19 protein-coding genes are annotated in these 24,531 nt (G+C 64.0%); 11 read left to right on the forward strand and 8 right to left on the reverse strand.

Annotated elements, in window-relative coordinates; translation table 11 throughout:
• The first annotated feature begins 8 nt into the window (after window positions 1-8).
• A complete protein-coding gene (gene truB, locus AC1Z3W_RS26435; RefSeq protein WP_483508778.1) occupies window positions 9-941 on the forward strand; it encodes a tRNA pseudouridine(55) synthase TruB in 933 nt (310 codons plus the stop codon).
• A gap of 92 nt (window positions 942-1,033) precedes the next feature.
• On the opposite strand, the gene AC1Z3W_RS26440 is transcribed toward truB, so the two are convergent.
• From AC1Z3W_RS26440 to AC1Z3W_RS26455, 4 genes are all read right to left on the reverse strand, one after another.
• Complete coding sequence (locus tag AC1Z3W_RS26440; protein WP_483508779.1) at window positions 1,034-2,593, reverse strand: DHA2 family efflux MFS transporter permease subunit; 1,560 nt, start codon at window positions 2,591-2,593, stop codon at window positions 1,034-1,036.
• A gap of 28 nt (window positions 2,594-2,621) precedes the next feature.
• A complete protein-coding gene (locus AC1Z3W_RS26445) occupies window positions 2,622-3,839 on the reverse strand; it encodes an HlyD/EmrA/EmrK family protein (RefSeq protein WP_057924317.1) in 1,218 nt (405 codons plus the stop codon).
• A gap of 52 nt (window positions 3,840-3,891) precedes the next feature.
• A complete protein-coding gene (locus AC1Z3W_RS26450; protein WP_057924318.1) occupies window positions 3,892-5,388 on the reverse strand; it encodes an efflux transporter outer membrane subunit in 1,497 nt (498 codons plus the stop codon).
• 87 nt (window positions 5,389-5,475) lie between these two features.
• Window positions 5,476-5,967 (reverse strand): MarR family winged helix-turn-helix transcriptional regulator, encoded by a 492-nt coding sequence (locus tag AC1Z3W_RS26455; protein ID WP_483508780.1) that lies wholly within the window; start codon window positions 5,965-5,967, stop codon window positions 5,476-5,478.
• 325 nt (window positions 5,968-6,292) lie between these two features.
• Here AC1Z3W_RS26455 and typA point away from each other — a divergent pair, with 325 nt between their 5' ends.
• The 6 genes from typA (at window position 6,293) to AC1Z3W_RS26485 (ending at window position 15,976) form a co-directional block, all read left to right on the forward strand.
• Window positions 6,293-8,119 carry a translational GTPase TypA gene (typA, locus tag AC1Z3W_RS26460; protein ID WP_057924320.1) on the forward strand — a complete coding sequence of 609 codons (1,827 nt, stop codon included), beginning with the start codon at window positions 6,293-6,295 and terminating at the stop codon, window positions 8,117-8,119.
• A gap of 318 nt (window positions 8,120-8,437) precedes the next feature.
• Window positions 8,438-11,302: a 2-oxoglutarate dehydrogenase E1 component gene (locus tag AC1Z3W_RS26465; RefSeq protein WP_057924321.1), complete on the forward strand. Its 2,865-nt coding sequence runs from the start codon at window positions 8,438-8,440 to the stop codon at window positions 11,300-11,302.
• 135 nt (window positions 11,303-11,437) lie between these two features.
• Window positions 11,438-12,712, forward strand: a complete 1,275-nt coding sequence (odhB, locus tag AC1Z3W_RS26470) for a 2-oxoglutarate dehydrogenase complex dihydrolipoyllysine-residue succinyltransferase (protein WP_057924322.1) — start codon at window positions 11,438-11,440, stop codon at window positions 12,710-12,712.
• An 81-nt stretch (window positions 12,713-12,793) separates the two neighbouring features.
• On the forward strand, window positions 12,794-14,224 hold the full coding sequence (gene lpdA / locus AC1Z3W_RS26475) for a dihydrolipoyl dehydrogenase (protein ID WP_057924323.1): 1,431 nt from the start codon (window positions 12,794-12,796) through the stop codon (window positions 14,222-14,224).
• 99 nt (window positions 14,225-14,323) lie between these two features.
• The gene (gene zapE, locus AC1Z3W_RS26480) at window positions 14,324-15,421 is read left to right on the forward strand and encodes a cell division protein ZapE (RefSeq protein WP_057924324.1); all 1,098 of its coding nucleotides are present in this window, start codon (window positions 14,324-14,326) and stop codon (window positions 15,419-15,421) included.
• A 144-nt stretch (window positions 15,422-15,565) separates the two neighbouring features.
• Window positions 15,566-15,976 carry a transposase gene (locus AC1Z3W_RS26485; protein ID WP_057924325.1) on the forward strand — a complete coding sequence of 137 codons (411 nt, stop codon included), beginning with the start codon at window positions 15,566-15,568 and terminating at the stop codon, window positions 15,974-15,976.
• 90 nt (window positions 15,977-16,066) lie between these two features.
• On the opposite strand, the gene AC1Z3W_RS26490 is transcribed toward AC1Z3W_RS26485, so the two are convergent.
• The 4 genes from AC1Z3W_RS26490 to AC1Z3W_RS26505 form a co-directional block, all read right to left on the reverse strand.
• Complete coding sequence (locus AC1Z3W_RS26490; protein ID WP_057924326.1) at window positions 16,067-16,528, reverse strand: DUF2147 domain-containing protein; 462 nt, start codon at window positions 16,526-16,528, stop codon at window positions 16,067-16,069.
• A 164-nt stretch (window positions 16,529-16,692) separates the two neighbouring features.
• On the reverse strand, window positions 16,693-18,378 hold the full coding sequence (locus tag AC1Z3W_RS26495; protein WP_057924327.1) for a ShlB/FhaC/HecB family hemolysin secretion/activation protein: 1,686 nt from the start codon (window positions 18,376-18,378) through the stop codon (window positions 16,693-16,695).
• Between the two features lie 148 nt (window positions 18,379-18,526).
• Window positions 18,527-19,954 carry a collagen-like triple helix repeat-containing protein gene (locus AC1Z3W_RS26500; protein ID WP_483508781.1) on the reverse strand — a complete coding sequence of 476 codons (1,428 nt, stop codon included), beginning with the start codon at window positions 19,952-19,954 and terminating at the stop codon, window positions 18,527-18,529.
• Window positions 19,955-19,994: 40 nt separating this feature from the next.
• The gene (locus tag AC1Z3W_RS26505) at window positions 19,995-21,515 is read right to left on the reverse strand and encodes a collagen-like triple helix repeat-containing protein (protein ID WP_483508782.1); all 1,521 of its coding nucleotides are present in this window, start codon (window positions 21,513-21,515) and stop codon (window positions 19,995-19,997) included.
• A 664-nt stretch (window positions 21,516-22,179) separates the two neighbouring features.
• Here AC1Z3W_RS26505 and AC1Z3W_RS26510 point away from each other — a divergent pair.
• The 4 genes from AC1Z3W_RS26510 to cpaB all read left to right on the forward strand — a co-directional run bounded on the left by AC1Z3W_RS26510 (window position 22,180) and on the right by cpaB (window position 24,505).
• A complete protein-coding gene (locus AC1Z3W_RS26510; protein ID WP_175826946.1) occupies window positions 22,180-22,392 on the forward strand; it encodes a Flp family type IVb pilin in 213 nt (70 codons plus the stop codon).
• A 101-nt stretch (window positions 22,393-22,493) separates the two neighbouring features.
• Window positions 22,494-22,991, forward strand: a complete 498-nt coding sequence (locus AC1Z3W_RS26515) for an A24 family peptidase (protein WP_483508783.1) — start codon at window positions 22,494-22,496, stop codon at window positions 22,989-22,991.
• On the forward strand, window positions 22,991-23,494 hold the full coding sequence (locus tag AC1Z3W_RS26520; RefSeq protein WP_175826944.1) for a TadE/TadG family type IV pilus assembly protein: 504 nt from the start codon (window positions 22,991-22,993) through the stop codon (window positions 23,492-23,494). Before AC1Z3W_RS26515 ends, AC1Z3W_RS26520 begins: the two co-directional genes overlap by 1 nt.
• Window positions 23,495-23,569: 75 nt before the next feature.
• Window positions 23,570-24,505 (forward strand): Flp pilus assembly protein CpaB, encoded by a 936-nt coding sequence (gene cpaB / locus AC1Z3W_RS26525; protein ID WP_483508785.1) that lies wholly within the window; start codon window positions 23,570-23,572, stop codon window positions 24,503-24,505.
• Window positions 24,506-24,531 lie beyond the last annotated feature (26 nt).

The raw sequence follows: 24,531 nt of genomic DNA on the forward strand, positions 1-24,531 counted from the left end.
CGCGCCCTATGACGACTGCAGCTCCTCAGCGTCCACGCGTGCCGCGGCGCGCGCTGGACGGCGTCCTTCTGCTCGACAAGCCGGTCGGCTTGTCGAGCAACGACGCCCTGATTCGCGCGAAGCGCCTGCTTCTCGCGAAGAAAGCCGGCCATACCGGTACGCTCGATCCGCTGGCCTCGGGCCTGTTGCCGCTGTGTTTCGGCGAGGCGACGAAGTTCTCGCAGGACTTGCTGGAAGCGGACAAGACCTACGAAGCGACGATGCGTCTCGGTGTGCGCACGACCACCGGCGACGCGGAAGGCGACGTGCTCGACACGCGCGCCGTCGAATGCGACCGGGCGGCGGTGGAGGCGGCGCTCGCGCACTTTACCGGCGAGATCGTGCAGGTGCCGCCGATGTATTCGGCGCTCAAGCGTGACGGCAAGCCGTTGTACGAATATGCGCGCGCGGGCCAGACCGTCAAACGGGAAGGCCGCAATGTGACGATCCATGCACTCGAGCTGCTCGCCTGCGAGCTGCCGGACGTGACGTTTCGGGTGACCTGCAGCAAGGGCACGTATGTGCGCACGCTGGCCGAAGATCTCGGCGAAACGCTCGGTTGTGGCGCGCATCTGACGATGCTGCGTCGCACGTGCGTCGGCGCGCTGACGCTCGAGCATGCGGTGACGCTCGACGCGCTGTCCGACGCTGCCGAAGCGGCGCGCGACGCGTGGCTTCAGCCGGTCGACGCGCTGCTGTCGACATTTCCGCTGGTGCGTCTCGACGAAGCCAGCGCGAAACGATTCCTGCACGGCCAGCGCCTGCCGCTGTCTGCGCTTGATTCGATCGACGCGGCAGAGGGAGAGCGCGTGCGGGTGTACGACGCGGAGCGACTGCTCGGTGTGGCGCGCAAGGCCAACGGCGTGCTCGCGCCCGAACGCCTCGTCGTGACGGCTGCATGATGCGCGGCGCGCAAGCGCCGTCGTCGGAACGAAAAAAGCCCGGTCGAAATCGACCGGGCTTTTTGTTTGGCGCGCTCGTTCGAGCGTGGTGCTCAGTGCGCAGCTGACGCCGCCGCACCCGCATCGCCGCCGCCCGCGCGTTCGGGCTTCGTGATCCAGATCAATCCGATCAGCAGCACGAAGATCGCCGCCGAGATGTAGAACAGATCGTTCACGCCGAGTTGAGCCGCCTGCTGCGTGGCCATGTTGTTGATGAGGCCGTGCGCCTGGTCCTGCGTCAGCCCCAGGTTGCCCATCTGCGTGACGGCCTGGTTGAACGTCGGGTTGTACGGGTTGGTCTGCTCGACCAGTTGCGCGTGGTGGAAATTGTTCCGGTGATCCCACGCGGTCTGGAAGATCGACGTGCCGATACCGCCGCACATGATCCGCACGAAGTTCGACAGGCCCGATGCCGCGGGAATGCGGTGGCCGGGCAGGCCGGACAGCGTGATCGACACGAGCGGGATGAAGAAGCCGGCCATCGCGATGCCTTGCACGAGCGTCGGCAACGTCAGCGACCACTCGTCGACACCGGTCGTGTAGCGCGAGCGCATCCAGAAGCACAGTGCGAACGTCAGGAACGCGGCGGTCGCGATATAGCGCGGATCCGTGCGCGGCAGGAACTTGCCGGTGAGCGGAGACAGCAGGATCGCGAACAGTCCGACGGGCGCCATCACGAGGCCTGCATCGGTTGCCGTGTAGCCGATCTGGGTTTGCAGCCACAGTGGCAGGAGCACGAGGTTGCCGAAGTAGAGCCCGTAGCCGATCGCGAGCGCGATCGTGCCGCCCGTGAAGTTGCGCATGCGGAACAGCGACAGGTCGACGACCGGGTGCTCGGCGGTCAGCTCCCAGATCACGAAAAACGCGAACGAGATGACCGCGATCAGCGCGAGCGCGATGATCGTCGTCGACGCGAACCAGTCGAGATCCTTGCCTTTGTCGAGCATGATCTGCAGCGAGCCGACCCACAGCACCAGCAACGCGAGGCCGACACCGTCGATCGGCGCGCGTCGCACCGTCGATTCGCGCGTGCGATAGATCGACCACGTGGCCAGCGCGGCAGCGATGCCGACCGGGATGTTCACGTAGAAGATCCACGGCCACGAATAGTTGTCCGAGATCCAGCCGCCGAGGATCGGGCCCGCGACCGGTGCGATCAGCGTCGTCATCGACCATAGCGCGAGCGCCATCGGCGCCTTCGCGCGCGGGTAGCTCGACAGCAGCAGCGATTGCGACAGCGGAATCATCGGCCCCGCGACCGCGCCCTGGAGCACGCGCGACGCGAGCAGGAACGGCAGGCTCGGCGCCAGCCCGCACATCCACGACGAGATGACGAACAGGATGATCGATGCGAGGAACAGGCGAACCTGTCCGAAGCGGTCGGTCAGCCAGCCCGTCAGCGGCACGGAGATCGCGTTCGCGACCGCGAACGACGTGATGACCCACGTACCCTGGTCGGACGACACGCCAAGGTCGCCCGAGATGGTCGGGATCGCGACGTTCGCGATGGACGTGTCGAGCACGTTCATGAACACCGCGAGCGATACCGCGATCGTCCCGAGCACGAGTTGCCCGCCCTGCAGGGGCGGGTGGGAGACAGGAGCCTGTGCCATGTCGGTAGTTTTTCCGGAATCGTAGCCGTTACATCATCTTGGCGACGCCGTTCGACTTCGCCGCGGCCGGTGCCGGCGCATTGCCGCCGGCGTTCTCGGCGATGATGCGCGCGATCTCCGCGTCGGCTTCGTCGCCGTACTTCGCGAACACGTTGGTCTCGTAGACGGTGTTCTGCGCATTGGCGAGCTGATCGCCGCGCTCGTCCTTGATGTCGACGTCGACCTGCATCGACAGGCCGATGCGCAGCGGATGCTTCTGGAGGTCCTTCGGATCGATCTCGATACGCACCGGCAGGCGCTGCACGACCTTGATCCAGTTGCCCGTCGCGTTTTGCGCCGGCAGCAGCGAGAATGCCGAGCCCGTGCCGGCCGAGAAGCCGACGACCTTGCCGTGGTAGACGGCCGACGAGCCGTAGATGTCGGCCGTCAGTTCGACCGGCTGGCCGATGCGCATGTGCTTGAGTTGGACTTCCTTGAAGTTCGCGTCGACCCACACTGCGTTCAGCGGCACGACCGACATCAGCGGATTGCCCGGCGACACGCGCTGGCCGACCTGCACCGAGCGCTTCGCGACATAGCCGGTGACCGGCGCCGGCAGCACGTTGCGTGCGTTCGCGAGGTACGCGTCACGAACCTTCGCGGCAGCAGCCATCACGTTCGGGTGCGACGCGATCGTCGTGTTCGTGGTCAGCGCGCGGTTCGATGCGAGCTGCTGTTGCGCTGCGTCGACCGACGCCTGGGCGGCGCGCACCGCGTCGCGCGCGTGGGAGATTTCTTCCTGCGACACGGCGCCCGTCTGCGCGACGGCCATCCGGCGGCGCAGGTCGTCCTGCGCCTTCGACAGGTCGGACTGACGCAGCGCCACTTGTGCGCGGTACTGGTCGTCGTTGACGAACAGGCCGCGTACCTGGCGCACCGTCTGCGCGAGGTTGGCCTCGGCCTGCTGCAACGCGACCTGCGAGTCGGCCGGGTCGAGCACGACCAGCGGATCGCCGGCCTTGACCGTCTGCGTATCGTCGGCCTTCACGGCGATCACCGTACCCGTGACCTGCGGCGTGATCTGCACGACGTTGCCGTTCACGTACGCGTCGTCGGTCTCTTCATGGAAGCGCGCGACGAGGAAGTAGTACAGGCCGTACGCGATGGCCGCGATCACGATGACCGCGATCAGCAGCGTCATCATCCGTTTGCGCTTCCCGTTGTTCTGCGGCTGTGCGCTGGCGGCGTTTTGTTGAGGGTCGCTCATGGCGATTTTCTCCGTCCGTTATTTCGAGTATCTGCGTAGTGGTGGCGCCGGATCAGTTGGCGGCCTGTTTTGTCTGCTTGTCGGCGTCCGGTGCGGCGAGCCGCGTGCCGGTCGCGTCGAACCCGCCGCCGAGCGCCTTGATCAACGCGAGCTGCATGTCGCGCCGGCGCATCTTCAGGTTGGTCACCGTCTGTTCCGATGCGAGGCGGTTGCTGTCCGCGGTCAGCACCTGGAGCTGCGGCGACAGGCCGGCCTTGTAGCGGATCACGGCGAGGTCGTACGCACGCGTCGACGCATCGAGCGCACGCTGCGCATCGTCCATCTGGCGATCGACCGCGCGAATCGACGCGACCTGCGTCGCGACGTCGTTCAGCGCGCCGATCAGCGTCTGGTTGTAGTTCGCGACCGACAGGTCGAAGTCGGCGTAGCGGCCCTTGAGCTGCGCGCGCAACGCGCCGGCATCGAAGATAGGCAGGTGGATGGCCGGGCCGAACTGCGCCTGGCGGCTCGCGAAATTCAGGAATTTGCCCCAGCCGAACGCATCGAAGCCGAAGCCGGCGGCGAGGTTCACGTCCGGGAAAAACTCGGCCTTCGCTTCCTTCACGTCGTGCATCGCGGCCTCGACCTGCCAGCGTGCGGCGACGATGTCGGGGCGGCGCGACACGAGGTCGGCCGGCAGGTTGCCGGGCAGTGCGACTTCGCCGGTCGGGTTCATCACCGGCGCGGCGATCTGCAGCCCGCGGTCCGGACCCTTGCCGAGCAGCGCGGCGAGCTGGTAACGCACGGTCGTGATCTGGCCGTCGAGGTCGGACAGCGACGCCTGGGTCGTCGCGATATTGCCGCGCGCAGTCTGGCGTTCAACATTGGTGTCGAGGCCGGCGGATACGCGGCCGTCGGTGATCTTGCCGACCGTCTGGCGATTGGTGATCTCGCGCTGCGCGATGTCGCGCAGCGCATACAGTTGCGCGAGCGAGTTGTAGGTGCGTGCGACCGACGACGCGAGCGTGATGCGCGCCTGCTGCATGTCGGCTTCGGCGGCCTTTTCCTGCGACACGGCCGTGTGCAGGCGCTCGCGGTTCTTGCCCCACAGATCGAGATCCCATGACGCGCTCGCGAGCGCGTTGTTCTCGCTGTACCACTGTCCGCCGTACGGGGGCGGGAACAGCGCGTTCGACGAATACAGCTCACGCGTCCACGAGTAGCTGGCTTCGGCCTTCGGCATCAGGTTCGAGCGCGACGATTCGATGTACGACGACGCCTTCGCGATGCGCGCCTGCGCCTGCGCGATCGACGGGTTGCCCTGGAGCGCCTCGTCGATCAGCTTCGGCAGCTGCGGATCCCCGAACTGGTTTGCCCAGTCGAGCGCCGGCCACTGGCCGCCCTGGGCCGGCAGGCTCTGGGCGGTTTCGAATTGCGACGCGGGAGCGATCTGCTTGTCGCTTTTGATGCCGATGTAGTTTGCGCAGCCCGCCAGTGCCAGCGCGGCAACCGCGGCGGCGACGGCGGCGCGGCACGACCCGGCGCGCACGAACAACGGGGAGGATTTCATCGCGCTGTTCCCTGACTCGGAATGAATGATGGACACTGCAAGGATTTCCTTACACTAATCTGTCAAAAGTAATTGTTATGGCAACTATTACATGATGCTACTGCCCGCGGTCTCGCAATAGTTGCTGAGAATGCGGCGCAGCATGCTCTTCAGGAACCCGACTTCTTCCGGCGTAAACCCGTCCAGCAACTCGTCGAGCACGCTGCGGAACACCGGCGGCAGTCGCTCGGCAAGCGCACGGCCTTCGTCGGTCAGCTCGAGGCGCACGACCCGCCGATCCTCGATGCTGCGCACGCGGGACAGCAGGCCGCGCTTCTCGACGCGATCGAGCAGGCGCGTGACCGCGCTTGCGTCGATCCCGTATTCCCGCGCGAGTTCGGCGGCCGTCGAGCACTTGCCGACCGCGATCATGAACAGCATGCTCGCCTGCGTGCCCGTGATGCCGAGCTCTTCCTGCGTGCGTTGCGTGACGAGGTTGGTCATCACGGACTTCACGCGTGACATCAGATAACCGACGCTGTCGTTCATCTGATACGAGGACAGTGGCGAAACAGGCGATTGAGAAGGAGAATCCGGCATAAAACCCTGAAGCTGCAATAGTTGACTAGGCAGCAGTATAGGCACAATTGCTTGCCTCGGCAAATGTTAATCGAACGGGCGAGGGCGCGCTCCGTGGGCCGGAATTCCCTTGTCGCGGTAAGGGTTTTCGGTCGATTGGCGGCAGCTTTGAGGGATCGATTCAGCGCGCAAGGGAAGGGGCGGGGGGCGCTGTTTGTTGCGTTGCAGCGGGCAGTCCGGCTCTCGACATTCGCACGTGCTATAATTCGTGGTTTCCAAGCTGCAACGCGCGCGCACGTGTCGAACGAGCGTGCGCGTTTGCGCGTTCAACGATTTCCAGGTTTCTATGACCCGCGCCCTTCGCAACATCGCCATCATCGCTCACGTCGACCACGGCAAGACCACGCTCGTCGACCAACTGCTCCGCCAGTCCGGCACCTTCCGCGAGAACCAGCAGATTGCCGAACGCGTGATGGACTCGAACGACATCGAAAAAGAGCGCGGGATCACGATTCTCGCGAAGAACTGCGCGGTCGAATACGAAGGCACGCACATCAACATCGTCGACACGCCGGGGCACGCGGACTTCGGTGGCGAGGTCGAGCGCGTGCTGTCGATGGTCGACTCGGTGCTGCTGCTCGTCGACGCCGTCGAAGGCCCGATGCCGCAGACGCGCTTCGTCACGAAGAAGGCGCTCGCGCTCGGCCTGAAGCCGATCGTCGTCGTCAACAAGATCGACCGTCCGGGCGCGCGGATCGACTGGGTCATCAACCAGACCTTCGACCTGTTCGACAAGCTCGGCGCGACCGAAGAGCAGCTCGACTTCCCGATCGTCTACGCGTCGGGCCTGAACGGCTACGCGTCGCTCGACCCGGCCGCTCGCGAAGGCGACATGCGCCCGCTGTTCGAGGCGATCCTCGCGCACGTGCCGGTTCGCCCGGCCGATCCGGAAGCGCCACTGCAGCTCCAGATCACGTCGCTCGACTTTTCGACGTATGTCGGCCGGATCGGCGTCGGCCGCATCACGCGTGGCCGCATCAAGCCGGGTCAGCCGGTCGTGATGCGCTTCGGCCCGGAAGGCGACGTGCTGAACCGCAAGATCAACCAGGTGCTGTCGTTCAAGGGCCTCGAGCGCGTGCAGGTCGAGTCGGCCGAAGCCGGTGACATCGTGCTGATCAACGGTATTGAAGACGTCGGCATCGGCGCGACGATCTGCGCGGTCGATACGCCGGAAGCGCTGCCGATGATCACCGTCGACGAGCCGACGCTGACGATGAACTTCCTCGTCAACTCGTCGCCGCTCGCCGGCCGCGAAGGCAAGTTCGTGACGAGCCGCCAGATCCGCGACCGCCTGATGAAGGAACTGAACCACAACGTCGCGCTGCGCGTGAAGGACACGGGCGACGAAACGGTGTTCGAAGTATCGGGCCGCGGCGAACTGCACCTGACGATTCTCGTCGAGAACATGCGCCGCGAAGGCTATGAGCTGGCCGTGTCGCGTCCGCGCGTCGTGATGCAGGAAATCGACGGCGCGCGGCACGAGCCGTACGAACTGCTGACCGTCGACGTCGAGGACGAGCACCAGGGCGGCGTGATGGAAGAGCTCGGCCGCCGCAAGGGCGAAATGCTCGACATGGCGTCGGACGGCCGCGGCCGCACGCGTCTCGAGTACAAGATCTCGGCGCGTGGCTTGATCGGCTTCCAGAGCGAATTCCTGACGCTCACGCGCGGCACGGGCCTGATGAGCCACATCTTCGATTCGTACGCGCCGGTCAAGGACGGCTCGGTCTTCGAGCGTCGCAACGGCGTGCTGATTTCGCAGGACGACGGCGCTGCCGTGGCCTACGCACTGTGGAAGCTGCAGGATCGCGGCCGCATGTTCGTGAAGCCGGGTGATGCGCTCTATGAGGGCATGATCATCGGCATCCACAGCCGTGATAACGACCTCGTCGTGAACCCGATCAAGGGCAAGCAGCTGACCAACGTGCGTGCGTCGGGTACCGACGAAGCCGTGCGTCTCGTGCCGCCGGTCCAGATGTCGCTCGAGTACGCGGTCGAATTCATCGACGACGACGAGCTCGTCGAAGTGACGCCGCAGTCGATCCGCCTGCGCAAGCGCTTCCTGAAGGAGCACGAGCGTCGCCGCGCGAGCCGCGAAGGCGCGGTCGACTAAGCGTTTCGACCGTTCGCTGCATCACGGAAAAGGCTGCCTGCGGGCAGCCTTTTTTGCATCTGCGCGATGTGCAATCGGACTGTCTGCAAAACACTGTTCCCGCGGGTCGTGGCAATCCGGCAAAACCCCGTCGCGTGGTGCTTTCAGGCACATTTCGTCGTGAACTCCGGTAACGGTTCTGTGATATGCTGCGCGCACGCAAGTTTTAGGTCCTTCCAAGCAAGACTTGATTCGCAATCCGCTAAACGGTCAGGCCGTGTCGCGGAAGGTTGAGTAACCCGCTATTTCTCGAGAAGCTCGAAGAAAGGTGAGCGTAAAATGTCAGATGTAATGAAGCAGTTTCAGCTGAACTCCTATCTGTTCGGCGGCAATGCTTCGTACGTTGAAGAACTGTACGATGCATACCTCAACAATCCGGCATCCGTGCCGGAGAACTGGCGAGAGTATTTCGACGCGCTGCAGAACGTGCCTGCAACGGACGGTTCGAATGCCAATGACGTCGCCCATTTCCCGATCGTCGAATCGTTCGCCGAGCGTGCGAAGGCCAATGCCTTCATCCCGCGCGAAAGCACCAGCAATCTGGCTGCGGCACGCAAGCAAGTGCACGTCCAGTCCCTCATCAGCGCCTATCGCTTCCTCGGCTCGCAATGGGCCAATCTGGATCCGCTGAAGCGTCGCGAACGTCCCGCCATTCCCGAGCTCGAACCCGCGTTCTACGATTTCTCCGAAGGCGACCTCGACCAGACGTACAGCGCAAGCAACCTGTACTTCGGTTTCGACCAGGCTTCGCTGCGTGACATCGTCAAGGGTCTGCGCGACACGTACTGCGGCACGATCGGTGCCGAATACATGTACATCAGCGACCCGGAACAGAAGCGCTGGTGGCAGGAGCGCCTGGAGTCGATCCGCGCGACGCCGAACTTCTCGGCAAACGAGAAGAAGCACATCCTGAATCGCCTGACGGCCGCTGAAGGCCTCGAGCGCTATCTGCACACCAAGTACGTTGGCCAGAAGCGCTTCTCGCTCGAAGGCGGCGAAAGCTTCATCGCGGCGATGGACGAAGTCGTCCAGCACTCGGGCAAGCGCGGCGTGCAGGAAATCATCATCGGCATGGCCCACCGTGGCCGTCTGAACGTGCTGGTCAACACGCTGGGCAAGATGCCGGCCGACCTGTTCGCCGAATTCGAAGGCAAGCACGTCGACGACCTGCCGGCCGGTGACGTGAAGTACCACAAGGGCTTCTCGTCGGACGTGTCGACGGAAGGCGGCCCGGTTCACCTGTCGCTCGCGTTCAACCCGTCGCACCTCGAAATCGTGAACCCGGTGGTCGAAGGTTCCGCGAAGGCGCGGATGGACCGTCGCGGTGACGAAGACGGCCTGCAGGTGCTGCCGGTGCAGATCCACGGCGACGCGGCCTTCGCCGGCCAGGGCGTCGTGATGGAAACGCTGAACCTCGCGCAGACGCGCGGTTACGGCACGCACGGCACGCTGCACATCGTCATCAACAACCAGATCGGCTTCACGACGTCCGACCCGCGCGACGCGCGCTCGACGCTGTACTGTACCGACGTGGTCAAGATGATCGAAGCGCCGGTGCTGCACGTGAACGGCGACGATCCGGAAGCCGTCGTGCTCGCGATCCAGATCGCGATCGACTACCGGATGCAGTTCCACAAGGATGTCGTGATCGACATCGTCTGCTTCCGCAAGCTGGGTCACAACGAGCAGGACACGCCGGCCGTCACGCAGCCGCTGATGTACAAGAAGATCGCGCAGCACCCGGGCACCCGTGCGCTGTACGCAGAGAAGCTCGTGCAGCAGGGCGTGATCACCGCGGAAGACGCCGACAACTACGTGAAGGCGTACCGCAAGGCGATGGACGACGGTCACCACACCGTTGATCCGGTCCTGTCGAACTACAAGAGCAAGTACGCGGTCGACTGGGTTCCGTTCCTGAACCGTAAGTGGACGGATGCAGCCGACACGGCCGTGCCGCTCGCCGAATTGAAGCGCCTTGGCGAACGCATCACGACGGTTCCGGAAAACTTCAAGGTTCACCCGCTCGTCGAGCGCGTGATCAACGACCGCCGCAACATGGCGCGCGGCGACCAGCCGCTCGACTGGGGCATGGGCGAACACCTCGCATTCGCGTCGCTCGTCGCGTCGGGCTACTCGGTGCGCCTGACGGGCCAGGACTCGGGCCGCGGCACGTTCACGCACCGTCACGCGGTGCTGCACGACCAGAACCGCGAGCGCTGGAACGACGGTACGTACGTGCCGCTGCAGAACATCGCCGAAGGTCAGGCGAAGTTCACGGTGATCGACTCGGTGCTGTCGGAAGAAGCGGTGCTGGGCTTCGAATACGGTTACTCGACCGCCGAGCCGAACACGCTCGTGCTGTGGGAAGCTCAGTTCGGCGACTTCGTGAACGGCGCGCAGGTCGTGATCGACCAGTTCATCTCGTCGGGCGAAGTGAAGTGGGGCCGAGTGTCGGGCCTCACGATGCTGCTGCCGCACGGCTACGAAGGCCAGGGTCCGGAACACTCGTCGACCCGTATCGAGCGTTTCCTGCAACTGTGTGCCGATCACAACATGCAGGTCGTTCAGCCGACGACGCCGGCGCAGATCTTCCACCTGCTGCGTCGCCAGATGATCCGTCTGTTCCGCAAGCCGCTGATCGTCGCAACGCCGAAGTCGTTGCTGCGCCACAAGGAAGCGGTGTCGGACCTGTCGGAACTCGCGAAGGGTTCGTTCCAGCCGGTGCTGGGCGAAACCGACGGCGGCATCGACGCGAAGAAAGTCAAGCGCGTGCTGGCGTGCTCGGGCCGCGTGTATTACGACCTCGTCGCACATCGCCGCGAAGCGAAGGCGAACGACGTCGCGATCATCCGTATCGAGCAGCTGTATCCGTTCGCGCACAAGCAGTTCGAAGCCGAAATGAAGAAGTACGAGAACGCGACTGAAGTGGTCTGGGTGCAGGACGAGCCGCAGAACCAGGGCCCCTGGTTCTACGTCGAGCACCATCTGAAGGAAGGCATGAAGGAAGGGCAGAAGCTGGCATACAGCGGCCGTCCGGCTTCGGCCTCGCCGGCGGTTGGCTACTACGCGAAGCACTACGAGCAGCAGAAGGCCCTCATCGAAGGTGCTTTCGGCCGCTTGAAGAGCGCATCGATCGCGAAATAACCGACGGAAGCGAAACGGGAAGGCGCGTGGCGCTTTCCCGTCTCTTTTGGCCCGCCGGGCGCGTTGCGCGCCGCACTGGCCGAAGGAGTCGCACGAACCTCGTCATTACCCAGATTAAGCATCCAGGAAAATCACATGGCTATCGTAGAAGTCAAAGTCCCCCAGCTTTCGGAGTCGGTTTCGGAAGCCACCATGCTGCAGTGGAAGAAGAAGCCGGGCGAAGCAGTCGCTCAAGACGAAATCCTGATCGAACTCGAGACCGACAAGGTCGTGCTCGAAGTGCCGGCACCGGCTGCGGGCGTGCTTGCGCAAGTGCTGCAGAACGACGGTGACACCGTGGTCGCCGACCAGATCATCGCGACGATCGACACCGAAGCGAAGGCCGGTGCTGCCGAAGCAGCGGCAGGCGCCGCCGAAGTGAAGCCGGCGGCAGCGCCTGCTGCAGCCGCACCGGCAGCACAGCCGGTTGCCGCAGTCGCATCGTCGGCAACCGCATCGCCGGCCGCAGCCAAGCTGCTGGCCGAGAAGGGCCTGTCGGCAGGCGACGTCGCAGGTTCGGGCCGCGACGGCCGCGTCACGAAGGGCGATGCGCTGGCCGCAGGCAGCGCACCGAAGGCCGCTCCGGCCGCCGCACCGGCGAAAACCGCCGCTGCGAAGCCGGCGCTGCCGGAAGTGAAGGTGCCGGCGTCGGCAGCGACGTGGCTGAACGACCGTCCGGAACAGCGCGTGCCGATGTCGCGCCTGCGTGCGCGTATCGCCGAGCGTCTGCTCGAATCGCAGCAAACCAACGCGATCCTGACGACGTTCAACGAAGTGAACATGGCTCCGGTCATGGAACTGCGTAACAAGTACAAGGACAAGTTCGAGAAGGAACATGGCGTGAAGCTGGGCTTCATGTCGTTCTTCGTGAAGGCGGCCGTGCACGCGCTGAAGAAGTTCCCGCTCGTGAACGCGTCGATCGACGGTAACGACATCGTCTATCACGGCTACTTCGACATCGGTATCGCGGTCGGTTCGCCGCGCGGCCTGGTCGTGCCGATCCTGCGCAATGCGGACCAGCTGAGCCTCGCCGAGATCGAGAAGAAGATCGCCGAATTCGGCCAGAAGGCGAAGGACGGCAAGCTGTCGATCGAGGAAATGACGGGCGGTACGTTCTCGATCTCGAACGGCGGCGTGTTCGGCTCGATGCTGTCGACCCCGATCATCAACCCGCCGCAGTCGGCCATCCTCGGCGTGCACGCGACGAAGGAGCGCCCGGTTGTCGAGAACGGCCAGATCGTGATCCGTCCGATCAACTACCTGGCACTGTCGTACGACCACCGGATCATCGACGGCCGCGAAGCAGTCCTGTCGCTCGTCGCGATGAAGGATGCGCTGGAAGATCCGGCACGCCTGCTGCTCGACCTGTAAGCCAAGTCTCACCGCATTGATCCGCTCGGCACGCTCGCGTCTACGCGCGAGCGTGCGGGTGTACAAGTAGAAAGGATTGTCATGTCCAAGGAATTTGACGTCGTCGTGATCGGCGCCGGCCCCGGCGGCTACATCGCCGCGATTCGCGCCGCGCAGCTCGGCAAGACCGTTGCCTGTATCGAGAAGTGGAAGAACCCGGCCGGCGCGCTGAAGCTCGGCGGCACCTGCCTGAACGTCGGCTGCATCCCGTCGAAGGCGCTGCTCGCGTCGTCGGAAGAGTTCGAGAATACGTCGCACCACCTGGCCGACCATGGCATCACGGTTGACGGCGTGAAGATCGACGTCGCGAAGATGCTCGGCCGCAAGGACGCGATCGTCGAGAAGATGACGAGCGGTATCGAGTTCCTGTTCAAGAAGAACAAGATCACCTGGCTGAAGGGCCACGGCAAGTTCACCGGCAAGACCGACGCCGGCGTGCAGATCGAAGTGAGCGGCGAGGGTGAAGCCGAAGTCGTCACCGCGAAGAACGTGATCATCGCGACGGGCTCGAAGGCGCGTCACCTGCCGAACATCCCGGTCGACAACAAGATCGTGTCGGACAACGAAGGTGCGCTGACGTTCGACTCGGTGCCGAAGAAGCTCGCCGTAATCGGCGCAGGCGTGATCGGCCTCGAGCTCGGCTCTGTGTGGCGTCGCCTGGGTGCCGAAGTGACGGTGCTCGAAGCGCTGCCGGCGTTCCTCGGCGCAGCCGACGAAGCGCTCGCGAAGGAAGCGGCCAAGCTGTTCAAGAAGCAGGGCCTCGACATTCATCTCGGCGTGAAGATCGGTGACGTGAAGACGACCGCGAACGGCGTGTCGATCGCTTACACGGACAAGGACGGCAACGCGCAGACGCTCGATGCCGACCGCCTGATCGTGTCGGTCGGCCGCGTGCCGAACACCGACAACCTCGGCCTCGAGGCAATCGGCCTGAAGGCGAACGAGCGTGGCTTCATCGACGTGGACGACCACTGCCGTACCGCAGTGCCGAACGTCTACGCGATCGGCGACGTGGTGCGCGGCCCGATGCTCGCGCACAAGGCGGAAGACGAAGGCGTGCTGGTCGCGGAAGTGATCGACGGCCAGAAGCCGCACATCGACTACAACTGCATTCCGTGGGTGATCTACACGTACCCGGAAATCGCATGGGTCGGCAAGACGGAGCAGCAACTGAAGGCCGAAGGCCGCGAGATCAAGTCGGGCAAGTTCCCGTTCTCGATCAACGGTCGCGCGCTCGGCATGAACGCACCGGACGGTTTCGTGAAGATGATCGCCGACGCGAAGACCGACGAACTGCTCGGCGTGCACGTGATCGCGGCGAATGCGTCGGACCTGATCGCGGAAGCCGTAGTGGCGATGGAGTTCAAGGCGGCGTCGGAAGACATCGCCCGTATCTGCCACCCGCACCCGTCGATGTCGGAAGTGATGCGCGAAGCGGCGCTCGCCGTCGACAAGCGCTCGCTGAACAGCTGAGCGCGGTATAGTGCCGGCCGGCCGTCGGCCGGCGCAGCCGTCTCATGACGAAGGCGGGCGGGGGTTTCCCGCTCGCCTTCGTTTTTTCCGGTTTGCCCGATGAACGTCACCGAATACTACACGCGCGAATTGACCACGCGCGGCTATCAGTCCGATCCCGCCCAGCGCGTGGCCGTCGATCGCCTGCAGCACTGCTTCGACGAGTGGGTCGACTACAAGGCGCGCCGCTCGAACGCGTTCAAGAAGCTCATCAATCATCCGGACCTGCCGCGCGGCGTCTACATGTGGGGCGGCGTCGGCCGCGGCAAGAGCTTCCTGATGGACAGCTTCTACGCGGTGGTGCCCGTGCAGCGAAAGACGCGCCTGCACTTCCACGAATTCATGCGCGAAGTGCACCGCGAACTCGAGGAACTGAAAGGGCAGGCCGATCCGCTCGACGAACTCGCGCGACGCATAGCGAAGCGCTACCGGCTGATCTGTTTCGACGAATTCCACGTGTCGGACATCGCGGACGCGATGATCCTGTACCGGCTACTCGACCGCCTGTTCAACAACGGCGTGCAGTTCGTGATGACGTCCAATTACGATCCCGACGATCTGTATCCCGATGGCCTGCATCGCGACCGCATGCTGCCGGCGATCGCGCTGATCAAGCAAAAGCTCGACGTGCTGAACGTCGACGCGGGCGTTGACTATCGCCAGCGCACGCTCGCGCAGGTGCAGATGTATCACACGCCGCTCGGTGCGGATGCCGATCGCGAACTGCGTCATGCATTCGCGAAGCTCGCCGCGGTGCCGGACGAAAGCCCGATCCTGCATATCGAGAAGCGCGAGCTGAAGGCGTTGCGCAAGGCCGACGGGGTCGTTTGGTTCGATTTCGCGACGTTGTGCGGCGGCCCGCGTTCGCAGAACGACTATCTCGAGCTGGCCAGCCGTTTTCACGCGATCGTGCTGTCCGAAGTGCCGCAGATGTCGCCGCGCATGGCGTCCGAGGCGCGGCGCTTCACCTGGCTCATCGACGTGCTGTACGACCACAAGGTCAAGCTGCTGATGTCCGCGGCGGTGCCGGCGGAGCAGTTGTACGTCGAAGGGCCGATGGCGAACGAGTTCGCACGCACGGTATCGCGGATCGTCGAGATGCAGTCAAAGGAGTATCTCGAAACGCCGCGCCGCATCGTCGATACTTCGTTGACCTGATCGCGGTCTTCGGCAGGTGGCGGGCTCCAACCGTCAATTCCGGTCAAATTCTGGCGATCTCCGGGTATTTTCGGACATGTCTTATATTCATCGTTGAGGCCAGCCGATATCGTTGTGTCATGGTTCCTAAGGCTGGAGATGTCCATGACACCGTATCGCGATCTGACAAACCACGAGTGGCACTGCGTCGTGCCGCTTCTGCCTGAAATGCAGCCGCGCACCGAGTTGCGCGGCCGACCGTTGGCCAACACCCGCGCGGTCCTGAACGGCGTACTCTGGGTCATCTATAGCGGTGCGACGTGGTCTGCGATGCCGCGTCGTTACCCTTCGTACCAGACATGCCATCGCCGCTTCAAGGTCTGGCACGAGACCGGCACGTTGATGCAGGTGATGCGCGAGCTGTATGGCGACGCAGGCGCGAATCTGTGCAACGAACTGTCCACGCGGATGCGCAAGCATGCGCAATCGAAAGCGGCCGAGGTGAGGAGTGCCGCAGCGCCGGTATATCGTGCACCGGGCGGCTATGCGTCGGACACGCTGAAGCACGCAGCGTGATGTCGTTCGATTTCATTCACGCCCACACCAAAACAAAATCGGCCTGACGACGTCGTCGCAGGCCGATTTTTCATTGCGTCGAGCGTCGCGTTATTGTGCGCGAACCCAGGTCTGCGATCGGCCGAGCAGCGATACGCCGATGTAGCCGCGCACGACGAGCTTCTGGCCGCCGTCCTCAAGCGACATCTTGCACTTATAGACCTTGCCGTTTTCCGGGTCGAGAATGTTGCCGCCGTCCCAGTGGTCGCCGTCCTTCTTCATCGCCTTGATGATCGTCATGCCTTTGATGAGCTGATCCTTGCGCTCGTCCGTGCATGCAGTGCAGCGACGATCGGGCGTGTCGTTGGCGCCGAGGCCCTTGACGACCTTGCCCGACAGCGAACCGTCGCCGTCGTCGGCGATCTGCACGAGTGCCTTCGGCTGATGCGTGTTGTCGTCGATGGTCTGCCACATGCCGATGGGGTTATCGGTCTGGGCGAACGTGGGGGCGGCGCAAGCGAGCAAGGCACTTGCGACAGCCAGTGCGCGCAACGGGCGGGTCAGTTGAATCATCGTCTTCCTCCTTGTTTCATGTCGTGTTCGATGCGCCCGCACGACCGTCTGCATGGGGCGGTCATGTTGCGAGCTTTGCCAGAATACGTGAAACCGCGCGCTGCGTTTGATAGAGGGGACTCTAATCGAAACAGCCCGCAAGACACGGACTGTTTGGTGACTGATCAGTTGAGCTGATACGAGAATGCAGCATTCACGCGCGGGCTGCGCGATGCGCTTTCAACCGGTGCATCGCCGACAGGCTTCGCGATATTCAGGTCGAGACTGTAGTAGCGGCTGTCCGAAAACCTCACGCCGATACCGACCGACGACAGGCGGCTCGGCGACGGCGTGCCCGTGTGCAGGTATACGCGCGCCATATCGTATGCGATGTACGGCGTAATCGACTTCATGTACGTCCAGCCCGGCGTGAAGCCGCGGTTCACCTCCAGCGACATGCCCCAGCCCGAGTCGCCCGACGTTTCGCCGGGCTGGTAGCCGAGCGCGTAGCGCGTCGAACCGAACGAGATTTGTTCCGACGTCGGCAGTGAGTCGGGGCTGTACTGGCCGGTCAGCGAGACCGACGTGCCGATCTTGAACGGCCATTCGTTGGTCTGCGTGAAGGTCGCGCCGGTGCGCACGAACGTCAGCGAGATCGGGCTGTCCCCCGACGTCGTGTTCGAGCCGATCGTAATGTCCTGCGATTTCGACGCGCCGAGAATGTTGAAGCCCTTCGCGACGTTGACGCTGAGTTTCTGTACCTGCTTGGCCGACACGCTCGTGTAGTCGAGCTGCATTTGCAGCACGCGTACCTGCGATCGCGTGTCGATGCTGTTGCCGGTGATCTTGTTCTGGTAGCGGTCTTCGTTGTGCGACGCATAGCCCGACACGGTGCCGAGCAGGCTGCGCTGGTTGTTCAGCAGCAACGGATAGGATGCCGAAAGACTGAGCTTCTCGTTCTTGACTGTGCGCTCGACGGTCGACGGCAGGCCCGGGTTGTCGGTCGGCTTGCCGCGATACGTGCTGGCGTCGAGGCGTGTGACCAGGCCGCTGCTGCCGACCGGCACCGCGCCGCTGAATGCGACGTAGGTCTGCTTGTCGCGTCCGGGCGGCACCAGCGCGGAAATGCTCAATTGCTCGCCGAACGAGGTGAGGCCGTTCTCCGTTGCGGTGATGAGTCCCTGGACGCCCGGGTGATTGAAATCGATGCCGGTGCTGACGTTGAATGCCTTGCGGTCGACGGCCAGTTCGAGCGTCGTCGCACCGTCGGTCGTCTGCGGCGGTGGCACGTTGGCCTTCACCGTGACGCCGGGCAGGAGGCCAAAGGTATTCACGTAGCGTTCGAACGTCGCGCGGCGCAGCGGGCGATCGGCCGTGATGTGCGCGGCGATCGCGCGGATCTTCGATTCCATCGCGCCGGGTTTGCCGGTGACCTTGACGTCCGACACGTAGCCTTCGACGACCGTGACGCGCACGACGCCATTCTCGAACGTCTGCGCGGGAATGAACGCGAACGACAACGCATAGCCGCGATCCTGGTACAGCTTGGTCACGCCGTTGGCGGTTTCGATCAGATCGCCGATCGTGATGTCCTTGCCGACGAGGGGCGTGAAGCGACGCGAGATTTCGTCGAACGGCACCGACTTCACGCCTTCAACCTGGAACGTCCTCGGCGTGAGGTGCCGCGACAACAGTTCCTGCAGTTGCGGTGCCTGCGGCGCGACCTGCACGGTGACGCTCGGGCCTTTCTTCGGCGCGTTGATCTGGGGGAGGGAATCGAGCGGGTTGCCCGCCGCGCGCGTCTGTGCGTGTGCCGTGCCTGCTGCCGCGATGGCGAGCAGCATCATCCATCTGTCGAGTCTGGATTTCATTGTTCTTCCTCGTAGGCCTTGTTTTTCGTCTTCTTTTCTAATGCGGGCGCGCAACACCGAGGTGTCGCGCCGCGTGCCGCATTGTGCCGGTTGTGTCTGTACGGCCGCGCCTCCCGCTCCGGCTGCAAAGGCGCGACCGTCCTCCTTCTTACTTGCCAACGCTACCCAGCGTGCCCAACAGTCCCGTTACCGGTGCCAGGAGACTCGTCGAGTTGCCGGACGATGCCGTCCCCGACACGCCGCCGATGAGCGACGTGACCGGCGCGAGCGGACTCGACGAAGCCCCGGATCCTGCTGCACCGCCGACTGCTCCGGTGACAGTATTCAGCAAACCGGTGACAGGCGCGAGTGGGTTTGCACCGCCCGTGCCACCCGTTGCGCCACCGAGTGTGCCCGTCACCGTCGACACGAGGCCCGTGACCGGCGCGAGCGGGCTGCTGCCGCTCGAACCGCCGACGCCGCCCAGCGCGCCGGTGACCGTCGAGACCAGGCCGGTGACCGGCGCGAGCGGATTGCCGCCCGAGTTGCCCGTTGCACCGCCAACTGCGCCCGTGAGCGAACCGAGCGGCGTCGAGCCGAGACCGGACAGCAGGCCGCCGAGCGGATTGGTCGAACTGGAGCCCGACGACGAACCGTTCTGGACGGTAGTCGTCGAGCCGCCGACGAGGCTCGTGATCAGGCCGGGGATCGGTGCCGCACCGTTCGGGCCGTTGGGGTTCACGAGGCCGCCCGCGTTGGTGACGGTGTTGCCGACCGTGGTGACGAGCTGGCCGACATCGCCGACGAGCGGCTGATTCGACGTGCTGCCGACCTGCTTGCCTGCCGAGCTGATTGCGCCGCCAACCTGGCCGAGCAGGCCCGACACCGGTTGTCCGAGGCCCGTGGTCGTGCCGACCTGTTGCGTGACCTGGCCCGCGGTAATCACCAGCGGCGTGATTGCCGAACTGAGCGGCTGCGTTACTTGCTGCACGGCACCCGACGACAGCGTCGAGCCGATCGTCGTGCCGGCGGCCCCGAGGCCGTTGGCTACGGTGTCGAGCACGGTGCCGACCGGCGTCGTCACCGGGGCGAGCGGCGCGAGCTGCCCCGTGCCGAGTGCCTTGACCGTCGAGCTCAGCCCGGACACGGTGTTGCTCGTCGCACCGACGACATTCCCGAGGCCGGCGACCGTCGTGCCGACCGGATCCTTCGTTGTGCCGATCTGTCCCAGGCCGTTGCTGACAGCATCGACGGCTGCGCCGACGATCGTGCCGGTGCTGGCCAGGGTGCTGCCGACGCCCTTTGTCACGCCGTCGCCGAGGCCCGGCACGCTGATGTTGCCGACCGTGCTGCCGAGATCGGTAGCGGTCTGGCCGACCGTGCTGATGACGCCCTTGGTGCCGGTCGTCGTACCGCTGGTGCCGCTCGTGCCACTGGTCCCGCTCGTGCCGCTGGAGCTGCCGCCGTTGCTGCTGGTCGGCGGTGTGCTCACGCTGTTGCCGCCGCATGCGGCGAGCAGGCAGGCTGCTGCGAAGGCGGTGAGTGGTACGCGCCACTGGCGCAGGGCGGCCGTCGTAATGGAACGTTGCTGGGACATAAAGGACTCCTTGCTGTCTTGTCGATGAATGGATGCCTGATTACTTGCCGTGCGTGCCGCCGAGCAGGCCGCCGATCAGCGACGTGACAGGCGCGAGCGGATTCGAACCCGAGCCCGAGTTCGTGACGGCGCCTGTGGTGCCGCTCAATGCCGGTACGCCGACCGTGCTGGTGACAGCGGAAACCGCGCCCGTCACGGGAGCGAGCGGGTTGCTGCCGCCGGTGCCGCCCGTTGCGCTGCCGAGCGCACCGGTGACCGTGGAGACCAGGCCCGTGACCGGGGCGAGCGGACCGCTGCTGCCGCCTGCTGTGCCGCCGAGTGCGCCGGTGACGGTGGAAACGAGGCCGGTGACCGGAGCGAGCGGGCCGCCGCTGCTGCCGCCTGCTGCGCTGCCGAGTGCGCCGGTGACGGTGGAGACGAGGCCGGTGACCGGAGCGAGCGGGCCACTGCTGGTGCCGCCAGTTGCGCCGCCGAGCGTGCCGGTGACCGTCGTGAGGAGGCCCGTGAGCGGCGCGAGCGGGTTGGTCGCGCCGCCGGTGCTGCCCGTCAGCAGGCCACCGACGGTCTTCACGGTATTACCGGTCGACGAGACGGTGTTGCCGAGGCCGGTCGTGACGGGGTTGCCGCCCGTCGATGCGATCAGCGCGCCGCCCTGGTTCGCGCCGTTGCCGATCGTGCCGAGCAGCATGTTGACCGGGGCGCCGAGGCCGGTGGCCGTCCCGATCGTTTGCGTCGTCTGGCCGACCATCGTCGTGATCGGCGTGATCGCCGAGCTGACCGTCTGCGTGACTTGCTGGATCGGGCCGGTCGACAGCACGTTGGACAGCGTGGTGCCGCCGTTCGATACCGCATTGCCGACTTGCGTCACGAGGCCGCCGACCGCGCCGGTGACAGGGGCGAGCGGTGACAGGGGGCCGCTGCCGAGGCTCGTGACCAGGTTGCCGGTCTGCGTGACTGCGCCGCCGAGCTGGTTCACGACACCGCCCGTGCTGGCGACCGTGACGCCGACCGGGTCTTTCGTCGCGCCGAGCTGGCCAAGGCCGTTGCCGAGGCCATTGCCGAGCGCCGTTACCGCGCCGCCGACGTTCTGCACGATGCCGCCTGCCGCTTGCGTCGTGGCCGGGTTGACGCCGGGCAGCGACTGGCCGGCGATCACGGAGCCGAGGTTCGACACGGTGCCGCCGACATCCGTGATGAGGTTGCTGCTGCTTGCGAGGACCTTTCCCACCGCGTTCGACGACACACCGGAGGTGCCGCTTGTGCCGCTGCTCGTTCCGCTCGTCGTCCCGCTGGTGCTGCCGCTCGTCGAGCCGGACGTGCTGCCGCTGGTCGAGCCGCTGGTGCTACCCGAGGTGCTGCCGCTCGTCGAACCGGACGTGCCGCCCGAGGTGCCGCCACCCGACGTGGAGATCGAGTCTCCACCGCCGGCGCTCGAGCCGCCGCTGAGCCCCTTGCTGATGGACCCGGAGCCGCCGCATGCGGAGAGGGAAAGCATGGCTGCCACGGTGGCCGCGATCATAGTCGTCCGGAGCGTGCCATGAGGGATAACCTGAATGTCCATTTCGTCCTCGCATTGAAGCTGATGTTGTGTTGAGTGATGCGGGGATTACTCTGCAACTGTCGTGCCATTTCGATGGTCGATGATCCGACGATCGGTTTTAAACGCGGCAATTCCTTGTCGGGAAAGGAGTTTGTGTAATTGAAAGATTGTTGAGATTGTTTAAAAAAGGTCGAGAGAGAACGGTTTCGGCCGTTTTGTAACGTAACGTCACATCATTGGCGTTACGCGTGCGGCGTAACGTAGGGCTGGTAAAGACCCTGCGAGTGGTCCGGTTTTTTTACTGGTGGATTAGGTATGCACATCTAACCTATCGTAAGTCCTATGTGTAAGTCGTACCGAAACGCCGTACAAGTGCGCTGTGCTCCGGAAATTTTTTTCGATTCATTCTTAAAAGAGGTTGGAATTCAAATAGGATCGGATATAGAATCCGGAGCAGATGTAAGCAAATGTACAATTCGGTACACTGCGTTCGAGGAGGGCACTATCGCGAATGTTAACTTGCATCAAATAGTGATACATGCCCCTCGGGGTGACATATAAAGAAAGCGCACTCGGTTGTCGTTATACAGGTGTAACGAACGACGCGGGGCAAGGGCCGGATATGCGGGGATGTACAACGTATAAAAGGCCAAAAAACGTACATACAGGCACGAGGAATTAAAAAATGAAAGCACTCATCAAGCGCTTCCTCAAGGAAGAAGACGGGGTTACCGCGATCGAGTATGGGCTGATTGCGGGTCTTATTGCTGTAGCCATCATCGTAGGCGCCTCAGCGGTGGGGACTAATCTCAACAGCACCTTCTCGAAAATCGGCACCTGTGTCTCGACACCGAGTTCCACGTGTTGGTCGGGCTCGAGTTCGGGCTCCAGTAGCTGACAAGAAAAAACGCCGGTTTCAGATATCGTTTCGCGGCTCTGCAGTGGGTGAATTATTGACGTAATTCACCCGCTGCTTTAGCTGTGCTAGATCGCGACGTAATGGCTCGTCTTATCTTCATCGGGGCATTCCTGGGTTGGGCGGTGTTTGTCGCGGCCAGCGATATCCGCTTTCGGCGTATTCGAAACTCGCTCGTCGTTGCGGGGCTGGTCGGTGCATTGGTGGCTGCGGTCATCAGTAGAAATCCATTCGGAATTTCGCTGGCTCAATCACTGGTCGGTGCGGCCGTGGGGCTGGTGTGCTTTGCCCCCTTGTTCGCATTGCGCGTCATGGGCGCGGCCGACGTCAAGGTGTTCGCCGTACTGGGTGCATGGTGCGGTGCATCAGCGTTGCTGTGGCTCTGGATTGCCGCGAGCCTCGCCGCAGGCGTGCACGCGCTTTGGGTAATGCTTCTGTCGCGGACATCGGTTTCTGCACTGTACAAGCGGGCTACACCCACGATGACGCTCGGCGGCCGTCGCGCGACGCCTTACGCGGCGTTTCTCGTGATGCCCGCGGCTGTGTGGCTTCTGCATCTTGTGTATGTGAGGGGAATGTGATGGCTCGGGGGACGCAAGCACGCCAGCCGTCCGCATGGCGGCAACAACGGGGGGTGGCGGCGGTCGAGTTCGCTGTGGTATTTCCTTTGTTCTTCTTGATCTTTTACGCGATCGTCACGTTCGGGATGGTTTTCATCATCCAGCAAAGCCTGACATTCGCGGCATCCGAAGGCGCGCGCGCCGCATTGAACTACACGTCCGTGCCGTGCGACCGGCTGCAGGTCAATGCGCGGAATGCCGTGGCGCAAGCGTTGGCTGGCACGCCGTGGTCGCAGAACGTTAGTTTTGCTGCACAGGTTTCCATATCGGTGCCTGCGCCTACCTCGGCGCCCGGCGTGACCTGCAGCGGGACATTCACATCGACGTCTACGTCCTCATTCAACGTGATGGTGACGACGACCTATTCATACGCGGCGAATCCGCTGATTCCGTGGATATTCCTGTTCAACGCGCCGCAGTTGCAGAGCAGTGCGACCGTACAGGTCCAACCCAGCATGCTTTGAATCGCATACCTATTGAATCGAGTCACCCGACCGTTGCCACGCTCCAGAACCTGATTCCGGCATTCCCATATCAACATGGCCAACAATCTGACAAAAATCATCGCGGGGTTACTGATTGCGATCGCTGTTCTGCTCGGAATCTACGCATGGATACTTGGGCGCAGCACGTCGCGTCCCGTTCCTGTACAACAGGCCGTCGCCGCGAGCCCGGTGCCGGTGGTCATCGCGACCCGCATACTGCCGGTCGGTCAGCCGATTGCTGCCGATGCATTGAAGGTTCAACCGACTGCTCCTGCGCCGGCTGGTGCGTTTGTCGATCCGGCCCCCCTCGTCGGTCGCGTTCCTGCGAGGGACATTCCGGCGTCGGCGCCGGTCGTGTCGGATGCACTGGTGTCCGGGCTTGCCGAGGACGTTCAGCCAGGCGAACGCGCGATTGCGGTTCGCGTCGATGAGACCAATGCGGTCGGCAACCGCCTGCGGCCCGGCAACTTCGTCGACGTCTTCGTGAACCTGAAGCGGGAAGCGGGCGCGGGGATGCTCGATGGCGAAGTATCGCAGACGCAAGCGAGACTCCTGATGTCGAAGGTGCGCGTGCTGTCGTTCGGCGACGCGACGCCGGAGCGTGACAGCGGCAGCAACACGAACGGCAATAACGGCCAGCCGAGCAACACGCGCATCGCGGTACTCGCGGTACCGACCGCGCAGGTCGATGCACTGACACTCGGTGAGTCGAGCGGCCGGCTGACGCTCGCGCTGCGCAACCCGCGCGACGACGAGCTTGCGACGCAGACGGTAGCGGTGCGCACGGACAACAAGCTGTCGCCGTCGGCGCTTGCCGCGGCCGGCGTTTCGCTGCATCAGCTGTCCGGCACGCCGAGGACCGCCGTGGTCAACGTGAATGTGCCGCCGCTGCCGTCGCGCTTGCCGCTGGCGGTGCGCTCAGGCGGCAGCGGAGGCGGGGGCAACATCGAGGTAATCCGCGGCGGCCGCTCGGAAACGGTTTCGTATTGAACAACATCGATGGCCATCGATATCAG

This window comes from Burkholderia sp. 10_S31, assembly GCF_056930375.1.